The sequence below is a fragment of the uncultured Aquincola sp. genome (genome assembly GCF_964001545.1).
In the GTDB taxonomy this organism is placed as follows: domain Bacteria; phylum Pseudomonadota; class Gammaproteobacteria; order Burkholderiales; family Burkholderiaceae_C; genus Aquincola.
The window spans coordinates 1-16,980 of sequence record NZ_CAXFDV010000028.1; the positions used below are offsets into that span (position 1 = coordinate 1).

17 protein-coding genes, 1 tRNA gene and 1 pseudogene are annotated in these 16,980 nt (G+C 66.8%); 8 read left to right on the forward strand and 11 right to left on the reverse strand.

The annotated features are described in order from the left end of the window. The 5 genes and pseudogenes from ABNT58_RS00955 to ugpQ all read left to right on the forward strand — a co-directional run. A pseudogene (locus ABNT58_RS00955) lies at positions 1–474 on the forward strand (sn-glycerol-3-phosphate ABC transporter substrate-binding protein); the annotation flags it as partial. 94 nt (positions 475–568) lie between these two features. Beyond that, positions 569–1,450 carry a sn-glycerol-3-phosphate ABC transporter permease UgpA gene (gene ugpA, locus ABNT58_RS00960; RefSeq protein ID WP_348751642.1) on the forward strand — a complete coding sequence of 294 codons (882 nt, stop codon included), beginning with the start codon at positions 569–571 and terminating at the stop codon, positions 1,448–1,450. Beyond that, positions 1,450–2,301 carry a sn-glycerol-3-phosphate ABC transporter permease UgpE gene (ugpE, locus tag ABNT58_RS00965; RefSeq protein ID WP_348751643.1) on the forward strand — a complete coding sequence of 284 codons (852 nt, stop codon included), beginning with the start codon at positions 1,450–1,452 and terminating at the stop codon, positions 2,299–2,301. The genes ugpA and ugpE overlap by 1 nt, the downstream gene beginning before the upstream one ends. 9 nt (positions 2,302–2,310) lie before the next feature. Further along, on the forward strand, positions 2,311–3,399 hold the full coding sequence (locus ABNT58_RS00970) for a sn-glycerol-3-phosphate import ATP-binding protein UgpC (RefSeq protein WP_348751644.1): 1,089 nt from the start codon (positions 2,311–2,313) through the stop codon (positions 3,397–3,399). A gap of 28 nt (positions 3,400–3,427) precedes the next feature. Further along, the gene (ugpQ, locus tag ABNT58_RS00975) at positions 3,428–4,189 is read left to right on the forward strand and encodes a glycerophosphodiester phosphodiesterase (RefSeq protein ID WP_348751645.1); all 762 of its coding nucleotides are present in this window, start codon (positions 3,428–3,430) and stop codon (positions 4,187–4,189) included. Between the two features lies 1 nt (position 4,190). On the opposite strand, the gene ABNT58_RS00980 is transcribed toward ugpQ, so the two are convergent. The 3 genes from ABNT58_RS00980 to secA all read right to left on the reverse strand — a co-directional run bounded on the left by ABNT58_RS00980 (position 4,191) and on the right by secA (position 9,664). Next, positions 4,191–5,531: an MFS transporter gene (locus ABNT58_RS00980; RefSeq protein WP_348751646.1), complete on the reverse strand. Its 1,341-nt coding sequence runs from the start codon at positions 5,529–5,531 to the stop codon at positions 4,191–4,193. Between the two features lie 107 nt (positions 5,532–5,638). Next, entirely contained in the window at positions 5,639–6,868 is a 1,230-nt protein-coding gene (gene argJ, locus ABNT58_RS00985; RefSeq protein WP_348751647.1) for a bifunctional glutamate N-acetyltransferase/amino-acid acetyltransferase ArgJ, read from the reverse strand. Positions 6,869–6,919: 51 nt separating this feature from the next. Beyond that, positions 6,920–9,664, reverse strand: coding sequence for a preprotein translocase subunit SecA (gene secA, locus ABNT58_RS00990; RefSeq protein ID WP_348751648.1), 2,745 nt, complete (start codon positions 9,662–9,664; stop codon positions 6,920–6,922). Positions 9,665–9,878: 214 nt separating this feature from the next. On the opposite strand from secA, the gene ABNT58_RS00995 reads away from it, so the two are divergent. After that, positions 9,879–10,199, forward strand: coding sequence for a hypothetical protein (locus ABNT58_RS00995; protein WP_348751649.1), 321 nt, complete (start codon positions 9,879–9,881; stop codon positions 10,197–10,199). Positions 10,200–10,235: 36 nt separating this feature from the next. On the opposite strand, the gene ABNT58_RS01000 is transcribed toward ABNT58_RS00995, so the two are convergent. From ABNT58_RS01000 to petA, 8 genes are all read right to left on the reverse strand, one after another. Further along, on the reverse strand, positions 10,236–10,475 hold the full coding sequence (locus ABNT58_RS01000; protein ID WP_348751650.1) for a hypothetical protein: 240 nt from the start codon (positions 10,473–10,475) through the stop codon (positions 10,236–10,238). 15 nt (positions 10,476–10,490) lie between these two features. Continuing rightward, entirely contained in the window at positions 10,491–11,072 is a 582-nt protein-coding gene (locus ABNT58_RS01005; protein WP_348751651.1) for a hypothetical protein, read from the reverse strand. 87 nt (positions 11,073–11,159) lie between these two features. Beyond that, positions 11,160–11,235 (reverse strand) — tRNA-Thr (locus ABNT58_RS01010). A gap of 48 nt (positions 11,236–11,283) precedes the next feature. Next, entirely contained in the window at positions 11,284–11,841 is a 558-nt protein-coding gene (locus ABNT58_RS01015) for a ClpXP protease specificity-enhancing factor (protein ID WP_348751652.1), read from the reverse strand. A 4-nt stretch (positions 11,842–11,845) separates the two neighbouring features. After that, complete coding sequence (locus ABNT58_RS01020) at positions 11,846–12,457, reverse strand: glutathione S-transferase N-terminal domain-containing protein (protein WP_250197761.1); 612 nt, start codon at positions 12,455–12,457, stop codon at positions 11,846–11,848. A 132-nt stretch (positions 12,458–12,589) separates the two neighbouring features. Further along, a complete protein-coding gene (locus ABNT58_RS01025) occupies positions 12,590–13,360 on the reverse strand; it encodes a cytochrome c1 (protein ID WP_348751653.1) in 771 nt (256 codons plus the stop codon). A 23-nt stretch (positions 13,361–13,383) separates the two neighbouring features. Next, positions 13,384–14,784: a cytochrome bc complex cytochrome b subunit gene (locus tag ABNT58_RS01030; RefSeq protein WP_348751654.1), complete on the reverse strand. Its 1,401-nt coding sequence runs from the start codon at positions 14,782–14,784 to the stop codon at positions 13,384–13,386. 28 nt (positions 14,785–14,812) lie between these two features. Continuing rightward, positions 14,813–15,415 (reverse strand): ubiquinol-cytochrome c reductase iron-sulfur subunit, encoded by a 603-nt coding sequence (gene petA, locus ABNT58_RS01035; RefSeq protein ID WP_348751655.1) that lies wholly within the window; start codon positions 15,413–15,415, stop codon positions 14,813–14,815. Positions 15,416–15,612: 197 nt separating this feature from the next. On the opposite strand from petA, the gene mscL reads away from it, so the two are divergent. Together mscL and ABNT58_RS01045 are read left to right on the forward strand one after the other, a co-directional pair. Continuing rightward, positions 15,613–16,050, forward strand: a complete 438-nt coding sequence (gene mscL / locus ABNT58_RS01040; protein ID WP_348751656.1) for a large conductance mechanosensitive channel protein MscL — start codon at positions 15,613–15,615, stop codon at positions 16,048–16,050. 113 nt (positions 16,051–16,163) lie between these two features. Next, positions 16,164–16,980 (forward strand): DUF1631 family protein (locus ABNT58_RS01045; RefSeq protein ID WP_348751657.1); only part of this gene is annotated, 817 nt, incomplete at its 3' end.

The following is a 16,980-nucleotide window of genomic DNA, read 5'->3' on the forward strand; positions in this document are numbered from 1 at the left end:
GCCAAGTTCGCCTACGGCCTGGCCCCGCTGCCCTACTACCCCGACGTGGAAGGCGCGCCGCAGAACACCGTGATCGGCGGCGCCAGCCTGTGGGTGATGTCGGGCAAGAAGGCCGAGGAATACAAGGGCATCGCCTCGTTCTTCAACTACATCTCGCAGCCTGAAGTGCAGTCGGCCAGCCACAAGCGCACCGGCTACCTGCCGGTGACCATGGCCTCGTTCAAGCTGACCGAGGACTCGGGCTTCTACAAGGACAAGCCGGGCACCGACGTGGCGGTGAACCAGATGATCCGCAAGGTGACCGACAAGTCGCGCGGCATCCGCCTGGGCAACTACCTGCAGATCCGCGCCATCGAGGACGAAGAACTCGAACAGGTGTGGGCCGGCAAGAAGACCGCCAAGGAAGCGCTGGACTCGATCGTCAAGCGCGGCAACGAGCAGCTGGAACGCTTCCAGAAGGCCAACAGCCGCTGACGCGCCTGAGCCTGGCCTCGCGGCGCGCCGGGAGGGCGTGCCGCGAGGCTGACAATCACAACAACAAGCACCTGCCGGCCTCGCCGCCGCGCCCATGGAAAAACGCGTCGTCTTCCGTTCAAGCTGGCTGCCTTGGGCACTCATCGCCCCGCAGCTGGTCATCATCGCCGTCTTCTTTTTCTGGCCCGCGGGCCAGGCCCTGGTCCAGTCCTTCCAGCAGTCCGACGCCTTCGGCACCTCGGTGGAATGGGTGGGCCTGGAGAACTTCCAGCGCCTGTGGGACGACCCCACCTACCTGGCTTCGTTCAGCACCACGGCGGTGTTCTCGGCGCTGGTGGCGGTGCTGGGTATCAGCCTCTCGCTGCTGCTGGCTGTGTTTGCCGACCGCGTGGTGCGCGGCACGCACTTCTACCGCACGCTGCTCATCTGGCCGTATGCCGTGGCGCCGGCGGTGGCCGGCGTGCTGTGGCTCTTCATGTTCGCGCCGAGCATCGGCGTGGTGTCGTATGCGCTGGGCACGCTGGGCTTCGACTGGAACCACCTGCTCAACAGCCACCACGCGATGACGCTGATCGTGATGGCGGCGGTGTGGAAGCAGCTCTCGTACAACTTCCTGTTTTTCCTGGCCGGGCTGCAAAGCATCCCGAAGTCGCTGATCGAGGCGGCGGCCATTGACGGTGCGCGACCGTGGCGGCGGTTCTGGACGATCCAGTTTCCGCTGCTGTCGCCCACCACCTTCTTCCTGCTGGTGATCAACGTGGTGTACGCCTTCTTCGATACCTTCGCGATCGTGGATGCGGCCACGCAAGGCGGCCCCGGCAAGGACACCGCGATCCTGGTCTACAAGGTCTACTACGACGGCTTCAAGGCGCTGGACCTGGGCGGCTCGGCCGCGCAGTCGGTGGTGCTGATGGTCATCGTGATTGCGCTGACGGTGGTGCAGTTCAAGTTCGTCGAGAAGAAAGTGAACTACTGATGGTCGAGCGCCGTCCCACGCTGGGCATCCTGGCCCACGTCATTCTGTTGCTGGGGGTGCTGATCGTCGCCTTCCCGGTGTACCTGACCTTCGTCGCTTCCACCCATACCGCCAGCGAGGTGGTGCAGCAGCCGATGCCGCTGCTGCCGGGGGCGCACTTCATCGACAACTACCGCACCGCGCTGTTCGGCACCGGCAGCGGCGGCGGCTCCAATGCCGCCGTGGGCCGGATGATGATGGTCAGCCTGATCAGCGCGCTGATCATCGCCATCGGCAAGATCGCCATCTCGCTGCTGTCGGCCTTTGCGCTGGTGTACTTCAAGTTCCCGTTCCGCAAGTTCTTCTTCTGGGCCATCTTCGTCACGCTGATGCTGCCGGTGGAAGTGCGCATCGGGCCCACCTACAAGGTGGTGAGCGACCTGGGCATGCTCAACAGCTATGCCGGGTTGACGGTGCCGCTGATCGCCTCGGCCACGGCCACCTTCCTGTTCCGGCAGTTCTTTTTGACGGTACCCGACGAGCTGGTGGAGGCCGCGCGCATCGACGGCGCCGGGCCGCTGCGCTTTTTCAAGGACGTGCTGGTGCCGCTGTCCACCACCAGCATCGCGGCGCTGTTCGTCATCCAGTTCATCTACGGCTGGAACCAGTACCTGTGGCCGCTGCTGGTCACCACCCAGGAAGACATGTACCCCGTGGTCATCGGCATCAAGCGGATGATCGCCGGCGGCGAAGCCGGCAACGAGTGGAACCTGATCATGGCCACCGCGATGCTGGCGATGATTCCGCCCGCGCTGGTGGTCATGCTCATGCAGAAGTGGTTCGTCAAGGGCCTGGTCGATACCGAAAAATAGGACAACACAGTGGGAGCCATTTCCATCCGCAACGTGGTCAAGCGCTATGGCACCGGTGCCAGCGCGCTGCAGGTCATCCACGGCGTCAATGCGGAGATCACCGACGGCGAATTCGTCGTCATCGTCGGGCCTTCGGGCTGCGGCAAGAGCACGCTGCTGCGCATGGTGGCCGGGCTGGAAGAGATCAGCGGCGGCGAGATCGCGATCGGCGGCCGCGTGGTCAACAACGTGGAACCGTCGGAGCGGGACATCGCCATGGTGTTCCAGAACTACGCGCTGTACCCGCACATGACGGTGTACGCCAACATGGCCTACGGCCTGAAGATCGCCAAGGTGCCGCCGGCCGAGATCGAGGCCCGGGTGCAAAAGGCCGCCAAGATCCTGGAGCTGGGCGCGCTGCTGGACCGCCGGCCGCGGCAGCTGTCGGGCGGCCAGCGCCAGCGCGTGGCCATGGGCCGCGCCATCGTGCGGCAGCCGCAGGTGTTTTTGTTCGACGAGCCGCTGTCGAACCTGGACGCCAAGCTGCGCGCGCAAACGCGGCTCGAGATCCAGAAGCTGCACCGCGAGCTGGGCGTCACCTCGCTGTTCGTCACGCACGACCAGGTGGAGGCGATGACGCTGGCCCAGCGCATGATCGTGATGAACGCCGGCCGCATGGAGCAGATCGGCACGCCGGACGAGGTGTACACCCGCCCGGCCACCACCTTCGTCGCGGGCTTCATCGGCTCGCCGCCGATGAACCTGATCCGCGGCACGGTCGATGGCTCGCGCTTCAGCATCGAAGGGGCTTCGCTCACGCTGCCGGCCACGGCGCCGCGTGCGGGCGCCTTGATCCTGGGCGCGCGGCCCGAGCACCTGTCCATCGCCGACCCGGCCAACGGCCACGGTGGCTGGCCCTTCACCGTCGAGATGATCGAGACGCTGGGCGCCGAGCGGCTGATCTACGGCCGGCTGTCGCCCGGCAGCGACCTGGTGACGGTGCGGGTGGACAGCGGCGACCGCGCACCCGCGCTGGGCCAGACGGTGCAGCTGCTGGTGCAGGCGGCGCACCTGCACTGGTTCGATGCCGAGACCCAGCAGCGCGTGAGCGGCACCTGAGGCAGCGCCCATGATGCGAAGCGTCAATATGCAGGCGACCTGGCCCTACCCCCGCTGGATCGCCCACCGCGGCGCCGGCAAGCTGGCGCCGGAGAACACGCTGGCCGCCTTCCGCCTGGGCGCTGCCCATGGCTACCGCGCCTTTGAGTGCGACGTGAAGCTGAGTGCCGACGGCGTGCCCTTCCTGCTGCACGACGCCACGTTGGAGCGCACCACCAGCGGTCGGGGCACGGCGGGTGATCTGGCCTGGGACGCCTTGTCGCGGCTGGACGCCGGCAGCTGGCATTCACGCGGCTACGCGGGCGAGCCGCTGCCGCGGCTGGACGCCATCGCGGCCTATGTGCTGCGCAACGGTTTTGCACTCAACATCGAGATCAAGCCGACGCCGGGCGCAGAACGCCGCACCGGCGAGGTGGTGGGCACCGAGGTGCTGCGCCTGTGGGGCGCGCAGCCGCAGGCACTGCCGCCGCTGTTCAGCTCGTTCCAGCCCGAGTCGCTGGCCGGCGCGCGCGACACCGCACCGCAGGTGCCGCGTGCGCTGCTGCTGGACAGCCTGCGCGAAGGCTGGCTGGAAGAAGCGCAAGGCCTGGGCTGCGTGGCGGTGGTGTGCAACCACAAGCTGTTGGATGAAGCGGTGATCGGCCGCATTCACGCCGCCGGCCTGCGTTCGCTCTGCTACACGGTGAACGACAGCGCCGATGCGCGGCGGCTGGAGGCCGCGGGCATCGATGGCGTGATCACCGATGCGGTGGACCGCTTCTCGGCCGCAGCGCCCGGCACCGCCGACTGACTCACGCCTTCAACGGCATCGCCTCGGCGGCCGGATCTTCCGGGGGTGCCGCCTCCGACTTCGGTTGCGAAGGCAGGCTGCGCACCGCGCGGATCACCGGGTGCCGCAGCGCCAGGCCGGCCAGCAGCAAGGCGGTGACGCCCGAAAACAGCAGTGTGGCGCGCAGCGCCACATGCTCCCCCAGCCAGCCACCCAGCAGCGCGCCCGGGCCCGCCGGCAGGATGATCAGCCAACGCATGATGCTGGTCATGCGGCCCAGCAGCGGCTCGGGCGTCACCGCCTGGCGCAGCGCCAGGAAGTTGATGAAGATCAGCACCGCGCCGCTGCCGAACAGCATCAGCATCACCACGAACGCCGCCACGCCGCCGTGCTGCGGCGGCACCACGGCCGCCAGCAGCCAGCCCAGGCCGCAGCTGGCGATGCCCAGCGTCAGGCAGGGGCCGGGGCCGATGCGCTCGCTGATGCGGTGGCCCAAGGTGCTGGCCAGCACCGTGCCGCCACCCATGGCCACATAGGCCAGGCCGATGGCCCGCTCGGACATGCCCAGCTCACGCGTGGCGTACAGGATCTGCACCACCAGCGCGGCGTTGTGGCACATCTGCCAAAGGCCCACGGCCACCGCCAGCGCGATCAGCAGCCGGTGGTGGGCGACGAAGCGCAGGCCTTCCTTGAGCTGCGGCCAGAAGCGTTGGCCGGCCTGCGGTTGGCGAGTTTCAGGCGCCTCCACCCCACGCAGGATGGCGACCGACACCAGCAGCAGCACCGCGTCGATCATCAGCGCCATCGGCGCGCCCACGGCCTTGATCAACGCGCCGGCCAGGCCCGGGCCGGCCACTTCGGCGCCGGAGGTGGCCAGCGCGTTCTTGGCATGCGCTTCCACCAGCCGCTCGCGCGGCACCACCTGGGTGAGCACGATCTGCGCGGCGCTGCCGGCGGTGGTGTACACGGTGCCGATGAGAAAGCCCACCACGTACAGCCAGCCGATGGTCAGCCAGCCCATGGCCCAGGCCAGCGGCACGGTGAGCACGGCCACCGCCAGCGAGAACTCGCCCGCCACGTACACCGGCAGCTTGCGCACACGGTCGAGCCACACGCCGCAAGGCAGCGAGAACAGCACGAAGGGCAGCAGCTCCATCGTGGTGAGCCAACCCATCTGCGTGGGCGTGGCGTGCAGCAGCAGCGCGGCGGTGAGCGGCAGCGCCAGCATGGTCACCTGCCCGCCCAGCGAGCTGCACAAGATGGAGGTGAACAGCCGCCGGTAGGCCGCGTTGCGCAGCAGGTCGTTGGGCGGCAGTTGCAGCCTGCGGCGCCAGGCGGCGGGCAGGCGAATGGTCGGCTTCATGGGCTCGGGTCTCACGGATCGGCGGCGCGCCTCGTGGGCGGCCCTGGCCAATCCGGCAGGCTAACAGCGGCACACAGGCCGCATCAAGCCCTACGAGCCGGCCAATATCAGCTGCGGTAGTCGGCGTTGATGCTGACGTAGTCGTGCGACAGGTCGCAGGTCCACACCGTGGCGCTGGCGCTGCCGCGGTGCAGATCGACGCGCACGGTGATCTCGCTTTGCTTCATCACCCGCTGGCCGTCGGCTTCCTGGTACTCGGGGTGGCGGCCGCCGGCGCGGGCCACGTGCACGTCGTCCAGGAAGAGGTCGATCTTCGACTGGTCGAGGTCGTCGATGCCCGCGTAACCCACCGCCGCCAGGATGCGGCCCAGGTTGGGGTCGCTGGCGAAGAAGGCGGTCTTGACCAGCGGCGAATGCGCGATGGCATAGGCCGCCAGCTTGCACTCTTCGGCCGTGCGGCCACCGTCGATCTGCACGGTGATGAACTTGGTGGCGCCTTCACCGTCGCGCACGATGGCCTGGGCCAGCTGCGTGGCCACGGCCACCACGGCATCGCGCAGCGCACGGCCGTCTTCCGAGTCCAGCGACTCCACCGGCGCGTTGCCGGCCTGGCCGGTGGCGATCAGCACGAACGAGTCGTTGGTGGAGGTATCACCGTCGATGGTGATGCGGTTGAAGCTGAGGTCGGCCGCCTCGCGCACCAGCGGCTGCAGCAGCGCGGGCGCCACCGCAGCGTCGGTGGCCATGTAGCTGAGCATGGTGGCCATGTTGGGCCGGATCATGCCGGCGCCCTTGGAAATGCCGGTGACGGTGACGGTGCGGCCACCCACCTGCACCTGGCGCGAGGCGGCCTTGGGCAGGGTGTCGGTGGTCATGATGCCCTGGGCCGCGTCGGCCCAGCCATCGGCGCGCAGGTCGGCCAGCGCGGCGGGCAGGCCGGCTTCGATGCGGTCGACGGGTAGCGTTTCCATGATCACGCCGGTGGAAAACGGCAGCACCTGCTCGGGCGCCAGGTTCATCAGCCGCGCGGCGGCGGCGCAGGTGGCGCGGGCGCGCTGCAGGCCGTCTTCACCGGTGCCGGCGTTGGCATTGCCGGTGTTGATGACCAGCGCGCGGATGCCGCGGCCGGCCGCCAGGTGCGCCTGGCCCACCTGCACCGGCGCGGCGCAAAAGCGGTTGCGGGTGAACACGCCCGCCACCTGCGAGCCTTCGTCCAGCGCCAGCACCACCAAGTCCTTGCGGTTGGCCTTGCGGATGCCGGCCATCGCGATGCCCAGGCGCACACCGGCGACAGGATGCAGGTCGGCAGGGTTGGGCGCTTGCAGGTTCACGGGCATCGGCGGCCTCCGGTCGGTGCGGTCAGTTCAACGGGGAGAAGAGAGGGCGGATCAGCTCAGGCGGCCGTGGCACTGCTTGTACTTCTTGCCGCTGCCGCAGGGGCAGGGGTCGTTGCGGCCCACGCGCGGCAGCTGGTCGGCCAGATTGCCGCCTTCGGTTTCCTGCGACACCGAGCCGTCTTCGTTCGGGTGGGTGTAGGTCACCTGGCCCAGCTCGCTGGCGCTCTGCTCGATGGCCTCGGCGGCCTGCGCCACTTGGTCCTGCGACTGGATGCGCACCGTCAGCAGCACGCGGGTGACTTCCAGCTTCACCTGGTCGAGCATCTGCGAGAACAGCTCGAAGGCTTCGCGCTTGTACTCCTGCTTGGGGTTCTTCTGCGCGTAGCCGCGCAGGTGGATGCCCTGACGCAGGTAGTCGAGCGAAGCCAGGTGCTCACGCCAGTGGCTGTCGATGGACTGCAGCAGCACCATGCGCATGAACGGGTTGAACTGGTCCTCACCGACGATGGCCACCTTGGCCTCGAACACCTCGTCGGCGGCCTTGACCACGCGCTCCTCGATGTCCTCGTCGGTCACGCTGTCGCTGCCCTCGACCATGGCCTTGAGCGGCACTTCCAGCTGCCATTCGTCGCGCAGCGACTTCTCCAGGCCGTCCAGCTCCCACTGCTCTTCCAGGCTGCCTTCGGGCACATGCGCGCGCACCACACCGGCGATGGCGCTGCGGCGCAGGTTGGTGATCTGCTCGGCCACCGAAGTGGATTCCAGGATCTCGTTGCGCTGCTGGTAGATGACCTTGCGCTGGTCGTTGGCGACGTCGTCGTACTCCAGCAGCTGCTTGCGCACGTCGAAGTTGCGGGCTTCCACCTTGCGCTGCGCGCCTTCGATGCTGCGCGAGACGATGCCGGCTTCGATGGCCTCGCCTTCCGGCATCTTCAGCCGGTCCATGATGGCGCGCACGCGGTCGCCCGCGAAGATGCGCATCAGCGGATCTTCCAGCGACAGGTAAAAGCGCGAGGAACCCGGGTCGCCCTGGCGGCCGGCGCGGCCACGCAGCTGGTTGTCGATGCGGCGCGACTCATGCCGCTCGGTCGCGATGATGCGCAGGCCGCCTTCGGCGCGCACCTTGTCGTGCAGGCTCTGCCACTCGGCCTTGAGTTGCTCGATGCGGCGGGCCTTCTCGTCGGCCGGCACGGTCTCGTCGGCCTCGAGGATCTGCACCTGCTTCTCGACGTTGCCGCCCAGCACGATGTCGGTGCCGCGGCCCGCCATGTTGGTGGCGATGGTGATCACGCCCGGCCGGCCGGCCTGGGCCACGATCTCGGCTTCTTTTGCGTGCTGCTTGGCGTTGAGCACCTGGTGCGGCAGCTTGGCGGCCGTCAGCAGGTTGGAGATGAGCTCGGAGTTCTCGATCGAGGTGGTGCCCACCAGCACCGGCTGGCCGCGGGTGTGCGCGTCGCGGATGTCCTCGATCACCGCGTTGAACTTCTCCTTGTTGGTCTTGTAGACCAGGTCGAGTTCGTCCTTGCGGATGGTGGGCCGGTTGGGCGGAATGACCACGGTTTCCAGGCCGTAGATCTCCTGGAACTCGTACGCTTCGGTGTCGGCCGTGCCGGTCATGCCCGACAGCTTGGCGTACATCCGGAAGTAGTTCTGGAAGGTGATCGAAGCGAGCGTCTGGTTCTCGCTCTGGATCTTCACGCCTTCCTTGGCTTCCACGGCCTGGTGCAGGCCGTCGCTCCAGCGGCGGCCCGTCATCAGGCGGCCGGTGAACTCGTCGACGATCACCACCTCACCGCCCTGCACCACGTAGTGCTGGTCGCGGTTGTACAGGTGGCGTGCACGCAGCGCGGCGTACACGTGGTGCATCAACGTGATGTTGGCCGGGTCGTACAGGCTGGCGCCTTCGGCCAGCAGGCCGGCCTCGGTCAGGATGCGCTCGGCGTTCTCGTGGCCGTCTTCCGTCAGGAACACCTGGTGGCTCTTTTCGTCCACCGTGAAGTCGCCGGGCTCGATCACGCCTTCGCCGGTGCGCGGGTCGGCTTCGCCGATCTGCTTCTTGAGCTTGGGCACGACGGCGTTGATGCGCACGTACAGCTCGGTGTGGTCTTCGGCCTGGCCGCTGATGATCAGCGGCGTGCGGGCCTCGTCGATCAGGATCGAGTCCACCTCGTCGACGATGGCGTAGTTCAGCTTGCGCTGCACGCGGTCGCCCACCTCGTAGACCATGTTGTCGCGCAGCACGTCGAAGCCGAACTCGTTGTTCGTGCCGTAGGTGACGTCGGCGTTGTAGGCGGCCTGCTTTTCCTCGCGGCTCATGCCGGGCACGTTCACGCCCACGGTCAGACCGAGGAAGTTGTACAGCCGGCCCATCCATTCGGCGTCGCGGCGGGCCAGGTAGTCGTTGACCGTGACCACGTGCACGCCCTTGCCGGACAGCGCGTTCAGGTACACCGGCAGCGTGGCCATCAGCGTCTTGCCTTCGCCGGTGCGCATCTCGGCGATCTTGCCCTGGTGCAGCGTCATGCCGCCGATCAGCTGCACGTCGAAGTGGCGCATCTTCAGGCAGCGCTTGCCACCTTCACGCACGGTGGCAAAGGCTTCGGGCAGCAGCGCGTCCAGCGTTTCGCCCTGGGCCAGGCGCTGGCGGAACTCGTCGGTCTTGCCACGCAGCGCGGCGTCGTCCAGCTTCTCGAACTGGGGCTCCAGCGCATTGATCTGCTGCACCACCGCCCGGAACTGCTTGATCAGCCGATCGTTGCGACTACCAAAAATCGAAGTGAGAAGCTTAGGCAACATGCGCTGAACGAAGCTGGAGAACAAGGAGCCGGCCGGCCCGCGAAGGGACCTGCTGACCGGAAGAGCCTGCGGGGCAGGAACGAAGCACCTGAGGGCGCAGGCCCGGTTTGCAACGCCCGGCACTCTGCAACGCCGGGCGACAACGCGTCTGCGGCCGTGACGGCCGGCCCGACGCTGAGCCGATCGAGTCTATCACCGGGGCTAGACTGCACCGATGGCACGCACCCCCCCCGGCGGCACCCCGCTCACCCGACCCATCCGAGAGGCGCTGGAAGGCAGCGCGCCGCTGGCGCGACTGGTCGAGCGGGTGCAGGCCTCCAACCAGCGCTACCGCGTGATCGAGCCCGCGCTGCCGCCGGCCCTGCGGCGGCACATCAAGCCGGGTCCGGTGGATGAAGAGGGTTGGGCGCTGCTGGTCAGCAACGCGGCGGTGAGCGCCAAGCTGCGCCAGATGCTGCCGCGGCTGGTGGAACTGCTGCAGGAGGCCAACCTGCCCACGCCGGCGATACGTATCCGGGTGATGAGCGGGCAGTGAGGTGCTCGCCAGCAAGCGCCGCGCAACGCCTACAAGTCAGTTTTCTGACGCGAGCTTCAACACGAGTTGCCGAATGCCTTCCGACGAAGGTTGCGCGCCACCAGGCAACCGGTCGAGAAACACACCCTTCTGAAGATCCAGGCGCGACTTGGCCAGCTCCTGACCGTGCTGGGCACCTACCAAGACGATGGGCCCCCCCAGCAACCAGGCTTCGTTCGCATAGGCACCTCCGCCAATCGCGAGGTGGTCCAACTTCACCGTTCGAACATCTTGCATGTGAGCCTCGTCCGGTCACGACACGTTGTGTCGCCTAAAAATCGCCGCTGCGGGAACGCTCCGGTCACTCAGAACTTCGGCATCGCGCACCGCGAATACCAGTGCCCGGAGTTCCGGCGTGACGGTCGGCGTGACGTACTGCATACCGCTTTGCATGGCAGCAGACCAACTCAACATCCCAGCCGCGATCTCAGCAAGTAGCGCGCCTGTGCCATTGTGCTCGTGGCAGTATCGCCCGTTCGACCCGGCAATGAGTCGCTCCAGGGGATTTACGAACGTGAACGGCACACCCATTTGTGATACGTCGACTTCGTAGACGTAGCCCGGGGAAGCACTGGACGCAACACCACCAACGCCGACCAACGCATACTGCCGGGCGACGGCAAACGACGTCGTGAACGAGATGTAAGGGGAGACAAGGGATCCCTGCGCAATGTGCCTGACGACGCCTGCAGGCGTCGGCGGCGCAGTCGCGGAGGGTGAAAAACCAGTCAGCCGGGCATCATGGACATGCCAATGTGATCCGGGACCAGCACCCTTGTACAGCACCGAAGATGTCACCATAGCCCCCTGCAGTCCAAACGCTTTGTACAGCATAGGCAACAGGCAACTCTGGACAACAGATCGAGGCGCAAATATGCACCATCGTCGGACCGCCGGCCAAGCGCCCCAAGGCCGGGTCTCTGGTGCCGGCTTTCGGAATCGAACCGAAGACCTTCCGCTTACAAGGCGGGTGCTCTACCAACTGAGCTAAGCCGGCACGGCTTGGAGCAAAGATTCTAGGGGCAGCCCGCGGGCCGCCCCCGCGCTACTTGATGCGCTTGAGCGAAGGGCGCGCGCCGCCGCCGCTGGGCGGCTCGGGCGGTTCTTCGCCGGGCGGATTGGCTTCGCCTTCCGATTCCGCCGCCAGCCGCAGGCCACGCGGGCCGCCCGCCGGGGTGGGCGCCGCGGTGGGCGAGGCCGGCGCAGCAGCGCCCTGCTCGACCGCCGGCGCGGCCGCCTCGTCGGCGCTGGGGCCGGCGGTGCTGTCGGTGGGCATCGGGAAGGCCATGCCCTGGCCGTTCTCGCGGGCGTAGATGGCCACAACGTGGTCGATCGGCACCACGATGTCGCGCGGCTGGCCGCCGAAACGGGCGCGGAACTCGATGAATTCGTTGCCCAGCTTCAGGCCGCTGGTGGCCTCGAAGCCGACGTTCAGAACGATCTCGTTGTTCTTCACGTACTCCATCGGCACCTGCACGCTGCGGTCGACGAAGACCGCGACGTAGGGCGTGAAGCCGTTGTCGGTGCACCAGTCGTGCAACGCACGAATCAGGTAGGGCCGGGTGGAGGTGCCCTGCCCTTCAGGAGCGATCGGCGACGTCATCCGCTTACTTGCGCATCACTTTTTCAGACGGCGTCAGCGCCTCGATGTAGGCCGGGCGCGAGAAGATGCGTTCGGCGTACTTCAGCAGCGGCAGCGCGTTCTTCGACAGCTCGATACCGTAGTAGTCCAGGCGCCACAGCAGCGGCGCGATGGCCACGTCCAGCATCGAGAAGTCGTCGCCCAGCATGTACTTGTTCTTCTGGAAGATGGGCGCCAGCTGCGTCAGGCGGTCGCGGATCTGGGCGCGGGCCTTTTCCAGCTGTTTCTCGGTGGCCTTGACCCCACGGCTTTCCAGCAGGTTCACGTTGGCGAACAGCTCCTTCTCGAAATTGAGCAGGAACAGGCGCACGCGCGCACGGGCCACCGGGTCGCCGGGCATCAGCTGCGGATGCGGGAAGCGCTCGTCGATGTACTCGTTGATGATGTGCGACTCATACAGGATGAGGTCGCGTTCCACCAGGATCGGCACCTCGTTGTACGGGTTCATCAACGCGATGTCTTCGGGCTTGGCGAACAGATCCACGTCGCGGATCTCGAAGTCCATGCCCTTTTCAAACAGCACGAAGCGGCAGCGGTGCGAGTAAGGATCGGTGGTTCCAGAGTAAAGCACCATCATGGCAGCGGGCCCCTTCTTCTAACAATTCGAACAGCGAGCATCTCAGCTCAGAAAACACGAAGCGCAGTGGGCCCGGAAGCACCACTGCGCTGACGACCCTGGCCTGCGGCGGCCCCGGGTCGCGCCGAATGACTACTTGATGTCTTTCCAGTAGGCAGCGTTCAGGCGCCAGGCGATGACGGTGAACAGGCCCAGGAAGATCAGCACCCACACACCCAGCCGCACACGGTAGTTCTGCTGCGGCTCACCCATCCATTGCAGGTAGGCCACCAGGTCGGCCACTGCGCCGTCGAACTCGGTGGGCGACATGGTGCCGGGCGTCAGCTGCTGGAAGCCGTTGAACACGTGCACGGTCTTGCCGTGTTCGTGCGGGTCGGGCTGCTCGGTGAACTGAGCCGCACGCTGGCCCTGCAGTTCCCACAGCGGGTTGGGCATGCCGACGTTCGGGAAGGCGATGTTGTTCCAGCCGGTGGCCTTGGTGTCGTCGCGGTAGTAGGTGCGCAGGTAGGTGTAGAGGTAATCGGCACCGGTGCCGGCGCCGCTGGCGCGCGAGCGGGCGATCACGGTCAGGTCGGGCGGCGTGGCGCCGAACCATTCCTTGGCCTGCTTGGGATCGATGGCGGCCTTCATCATGTCGCCCACGTTCTGGGTCGGGAAGGCCAGCTTGCTCTTGATCTGCTCGTCGGTCAGGCCGATGTCGCGCAGGCGGTTGTAGCGCATGAACGAAGCCGAGTGGCAGTTCAAGCAGTAATTGACGAACAGCTTGGCGCCGTTCTGCAGGGCCGCCACGTCGGTCATGCGCTCGACCGGGAAGCGGTCGAGCGGCGGGCCTTCACCCGAAGCCTGCGCACCACCGGACAACAGCGCCAGCGATGCCAGCAGGGAGAGAAGAATCTTTTTCATGATGTCTCGCAACTCCTGTGGCTTCAGTGGGGGGTGAAGACCACGCGGTCAGGCACCGGCTTGAACGTGCCGATCTGGCTCCACCAGGGCATCAGCAGGAAGAAGCCGAAATAGAACAGCGTGCCCACCTGCGACACGATGGTGCCGGCGGTGGACGGCGGCTGGATGCCCAGGTAGCCGAGCACGAAGAAGAACACCACGAACACGCCGTACAGGTACATGTGCCAGGTCGGGCGGTAGCGGATCGACTTGACCGGGCTGTGGTCCAGCCAGGGCAGGAAGAACAGGATGATGACGGCGCCGCCCATCACCACCACGCCCCAGAACTTGGCGTCGAAGGTCTTGAGCAGCACGATGGCCACGGCCGCCGCGACGACGACGCCCACCTTGACGAACATGCCGGCGCGCAGCTTGAAGAACGACAGCAGCGCGGCCAGGCCGATGATCACCGACAGCACGTTGACGAGGTCGTCGGTGGTGGCGCGCAGCATCGAGTAGAACGGCGTGAAGTACCAGACCGGCGCGATGTGCGGCGGCGTCTTGAGCGGGTCGGCCGGGATGAAGTTGTTGTACTCCAGGAAGTAGCCGCCCAGCTCCGGCGCGAAGAAGATGATCGCGCTGAACACCATCAGGAACACGCTCACGCCCAGGATGTCGTGCACCGTGTAGTACGGATGGAAGGGAATGCCGTCCAGCGGGCGGCCCAGTGCGTCCTTCTTGGCCTTGATCTCGACGCCGTCGGGGTTGTTGGAGCCCACTTCGTGCAGCGCGATGATGTGCGCCACCACCAGACCCAGCAGCACCAGCGGCACCGCGATGACGTGGAAGCTGAAGAAGCGGTTCAGGGTGGCGTCGCTCACCACGTAGTCGCCGCGGATCAGCAGCGCCAGGTCGGGGCCGACGAAGGGCACGGCGGCGAACAGGTTCACGATCACCTGCGCGCCCCAGTAGCTCATCTGGCCCCAGGGCAGCAGGTAGCCCATGAAGGCTTCGGCCATCAGGCACAGGAAGATCGCGCAGCCGAAGATCCAGACCAGCTCACGCGGCTTGCGGTAGCTGCCGTACAGCAGGCCGCGGAACATGTGCAGGTACACCACCACGAAGAACGCCGAGGCGCCGGTGGAGTGCATGTAGCGCACCAGCCAGCCCCAGGGCACATCACGCATGATGTACTCGACCGAAGCGAACGCCAGGTTGGCGTCGGGCTTGTAGTGCATCACCAGGAAGATGCCGGTGACGATCTGGATCACCAGCACCAGCAGCGCCAGCGAACCGAAGAAGTACCAGAAGTTGAAGTTCTTGGGCGCGTAGTACTCGGAGAGGTGCTCCTTGTACAGCTTGCTGGCTGGGAACCGGTTGTCCACCCAGGTCAGCATCTGCTGCGGGAGGGACGCGCCGGCCGGGGCTTGCTTGAATTCCGCCATGTTGTGTGCCTCGCGAGGTTCTGGGGTGTCAGGCCTTCTGGGCCTCGCCGATCAGCAGGCGCGTATCGGACAGGTACGTGTGCGGCGGCACCTCGAGGTTGTCCGGCGCGGGCTTGTTCTTGAACACCCGGCCCGCCATGTCGAAGGTGGAGCCGTGGCAGGGGCACAGGAAGCCGCCTTGCCAGTCTTCGGGCAGCGAGGGCTGCGGGCCGGCCACGAACTTGTCGGTGGGCGAGCAACCCAGGTGGGTGCAGATGCCGACGACGACCAGGTACTCGGGCTTGATCGAGCGCCACTCGTTGCGGCAGCTGGCCATCGGGGTGATCTCGTCGGGCTTGCGCTCGGACTTGGGATCGGCGAGCTGGCCGTCGAGCTTCTTCAGCGCCTCGACCTGCTCAGGGGTGCGGCGCACCACCCACACCGGCTTGCCGCGCCATTCGACGGTGACTTTCTGGCCCGGCTGCAGGCTGCCAATGTCGACCTCTACAGGGGCGCCAGCGGCTTTCGCACGTTCGGACGGGGTGAACGTCGAAACAAACGGCACAGCCACGGCAATGCCGCCCACCGCACCCGCACATCCGGATGCGACGAGCCACGTGCGTTTGGCTTTGTCGACTTGGTGGTCACTCATGAGGTCCTCTGGTGGCATTCGCTGGAAGACGCGACAAGAAACACACGCGGGGTTTCCGTCAGGGGCAACCGCGGATTCTAACGGACCCTTTACAGGTTCACGTCCTTCGTGAAGCGCTACTGACCCAAGTCATACTCGCGGCGCACCGGGAAGAGGCCCGGTGACCGACAGGTACAACAAGCACAGGAGCGTGCAGGATGAGTTTCATCAGCGAGTTCAAGTCGTTTGCAGTCAAGGGCAACGTGGTCGATCTGGCCGTGGGCGTCATCATCGGGGCAGCGTTCGGCAAGATCGTCGACTCGCTGGTCAAGGACATCATCATGCCGGTGGTGGGCCGGGTGGTCGGCGGCCTGGACTTCTCCAACTACTTCCTGCTGCTGGCCAGCCCGCCGGCGGGCTACAACGGGCCGATGACCTACGAGGCGCTGACCAAGGCCGGCGTGCCGCTGCTGGCCTACGGCAACTTCCTGACCGTGGCGCTCAACTTCCTGATCCTGGCCTTCGTCATCTTCGTGATGGTCAAGCAGATCAACCGCCTGCGCCTATCCGAGCCGGAACCCGCGCCCGCCGCCCCGGCGCCCGAGCCCGAGGACGTGAAGCTGCTGCGCGAGATCCGCGACGCGCTCAAGCGTTGACCGCCCCGGCAGGGTGTTGAAGTTGCACCCATACTTGCCGATATCCGGGGCATGAGGCAGCCAGCGCGCCAAGCTGTCGCCTGCCTCGTTCCACCTCGGTCGCCGTGCGCATCATGAATTCGCCGTTTCCGCGTCCCGACGCCGCGCTGCAGGCTGCGGCCTTGCGCATCAAGCATGCCGCCCGTGAGGCGGCGCAGCGCTGCGTGGACAGCCTGGGCCTGGCCGCACTCTCCAGCCTGCGCATCCATGAGCGCGACGACTTCCTGGCGGCCCAGTTCGAGCTGAACCGCCAGCAGGCCGCCTTCGGCCATGCCTTCAACGACACGCTGGACCATCAGGTGGCGCGCGAAACCGCGCCCCGCCGCGAGGCCCCGCGCACTTCGGCCTCCACCCCCTGGGAGGCCTTGAGCCTGGTGGACGACCACGAGGTGGAAGCCGGCATCGAAGCCGACCGCTTCGGCCTGACGATCCAGCATGCCTGCGAGTGGGAGCTGCGTGAGCTGGATGCCTACGTGGGCTCGCTGCTGCGCCTGGGCCGGCCCGACCACGACCGCAATCCGCTGCGGCCGGAGATCATCGGCAAGGCCTTGCTGGCCGGTGTGGAAGCGGTGTCGACGCGGCCCGAGGTGCGCAAGCTGCTCGGCATCGAACTGGGCCGGGGCCTGGCCGAGCGCATGCCCAAGGTGTATGCCGACATCGTGCAGTCCTGGCGCGACAGCGGCGTGCAGCCGGTGAGCCTGGCCGTGCGCGGCACCCAGGGCCCCGGGCATGACCTGGGCTTCAACACCTCGGGCTACGACGGCCTGTCCAGCCGCGGCGCTGCGTTGAGCGAAGAACCCGGCGCACCGCAGCGCCAAGGCGCCGTCGGCGGCGGCACGCCGTTCGGCCGGGTGGACGGGCGGGTGATGTCGCTGATCCGCCAGCTGACCA

Excerpts from the sequence above, each read along its gene's own strand:
- ABNT58_RS01020 (WP_250197761.1), bottom strand. The coding sequence starts at position 12,457 with ATGATGGTGCTTTACTCTGGAACCACCGATCCTTACTCGCACCGCTGC.
- secA (WP_348751648.1), bottom strand. The coding sequence starts at position 9,664 with ATGTTGCCTAAGCTTCTCACTTCGATTTTTGGTAGTCGCAACGATCGG.
- ABNT58_RS01000 (WP_348751650.1), bottom strand. The coding sequence starts at position 10,475 with ATGCAAGATGTTCGAACGGTGAAGTTGGACCACCTCGCGATTGGCGGA.
- petA (WP_348751655.1), bottom strand. The coding sequence starts at position 15,415 with ATGAGTGACCACCAAGTCGACAAAGCCAAACGCACGTGGCTCGTCGCA.
- ugpQ (WP_348751645.1), top strand. The coding sequence starts at position 3,428 with ATGCAGGCGACCTGGCCCTACCCCCGCTGGATCGCCCACCGCGGCGCC.
- ABNT58_RS00980 (WP_348751646.1), bottom strand. The coding sequence starts at position 5,531 with ATGAAGCCGACCATTCGCCTGCCCGCCGCCTGGCGCCGCAGGCTGCAA.
- mscL (WP_348751656.1), top strand. The coding sequence starts at position 15,613 with ATGAGTTTCATCAGCGAGTTCAAGTCGTTTGCAGTCAAGGGCAACGTG.
- ABNT58_RS01015 (WP_348751652.1), bottom strand. The coding sequence starts at position 11,841 with ATGACGTCGCCGATCGCTCCTGAAGGGCAGGGCACCTCCACCCGGCCC.
- argJ (WP_348751647.1), bottom strand. The coding sequence starts at position 6,868 with ATGCCCGTGAACCTGCAAGCGCCCAACCCTGCCGACCTGCATCCTGTC.
- ugpA (WP_348751642.1), top strand. The coding sequence starts at position 569 with ATGGAAAAACGCGTCGTCTTCCGTTCAAGCTGGCTGCCTTGGGCACTC.
- ugpE (WP_348751643.1), top strand. The coding sequence starts at position 1,450 with ATGGTCGAGCGCCGTCCCACGCTGGGCATCCTGGCCCACGTCATTCTG.
- ABNT58_RS01005 (WP_348751651.1), bottom strand. The coding sequence starts at position 11,072 with ATGCTGTACAAAGCGTTTGGACTGCAGGGGGCTATGGTGACATCTTCG.
- ABNT58_RS01025 (WP_348751653.1), bottom strand. The coding sequence starts at position 13,360 with ATGAAAAAGATTCTTCTCTCCCTGCTGGCATCGCTGGCGCTGTTGTCC.
- ABNT58_RS00995 (WP_348751649.1), top strand. The coding sequence starts at position 9,879 with ATGGCACGCACCCCCCCCGGCGGCACCCCGCTCACCCGACCCATCCGA.
- ABNT58_RS01030 (WP_348751654.1), bottom strand. The coding sequence starts at position 14,784 with ATGGCGGAATTCAAGCAAGCCCCGGCCGGCGCGTCCCTCCCGCAGCAG.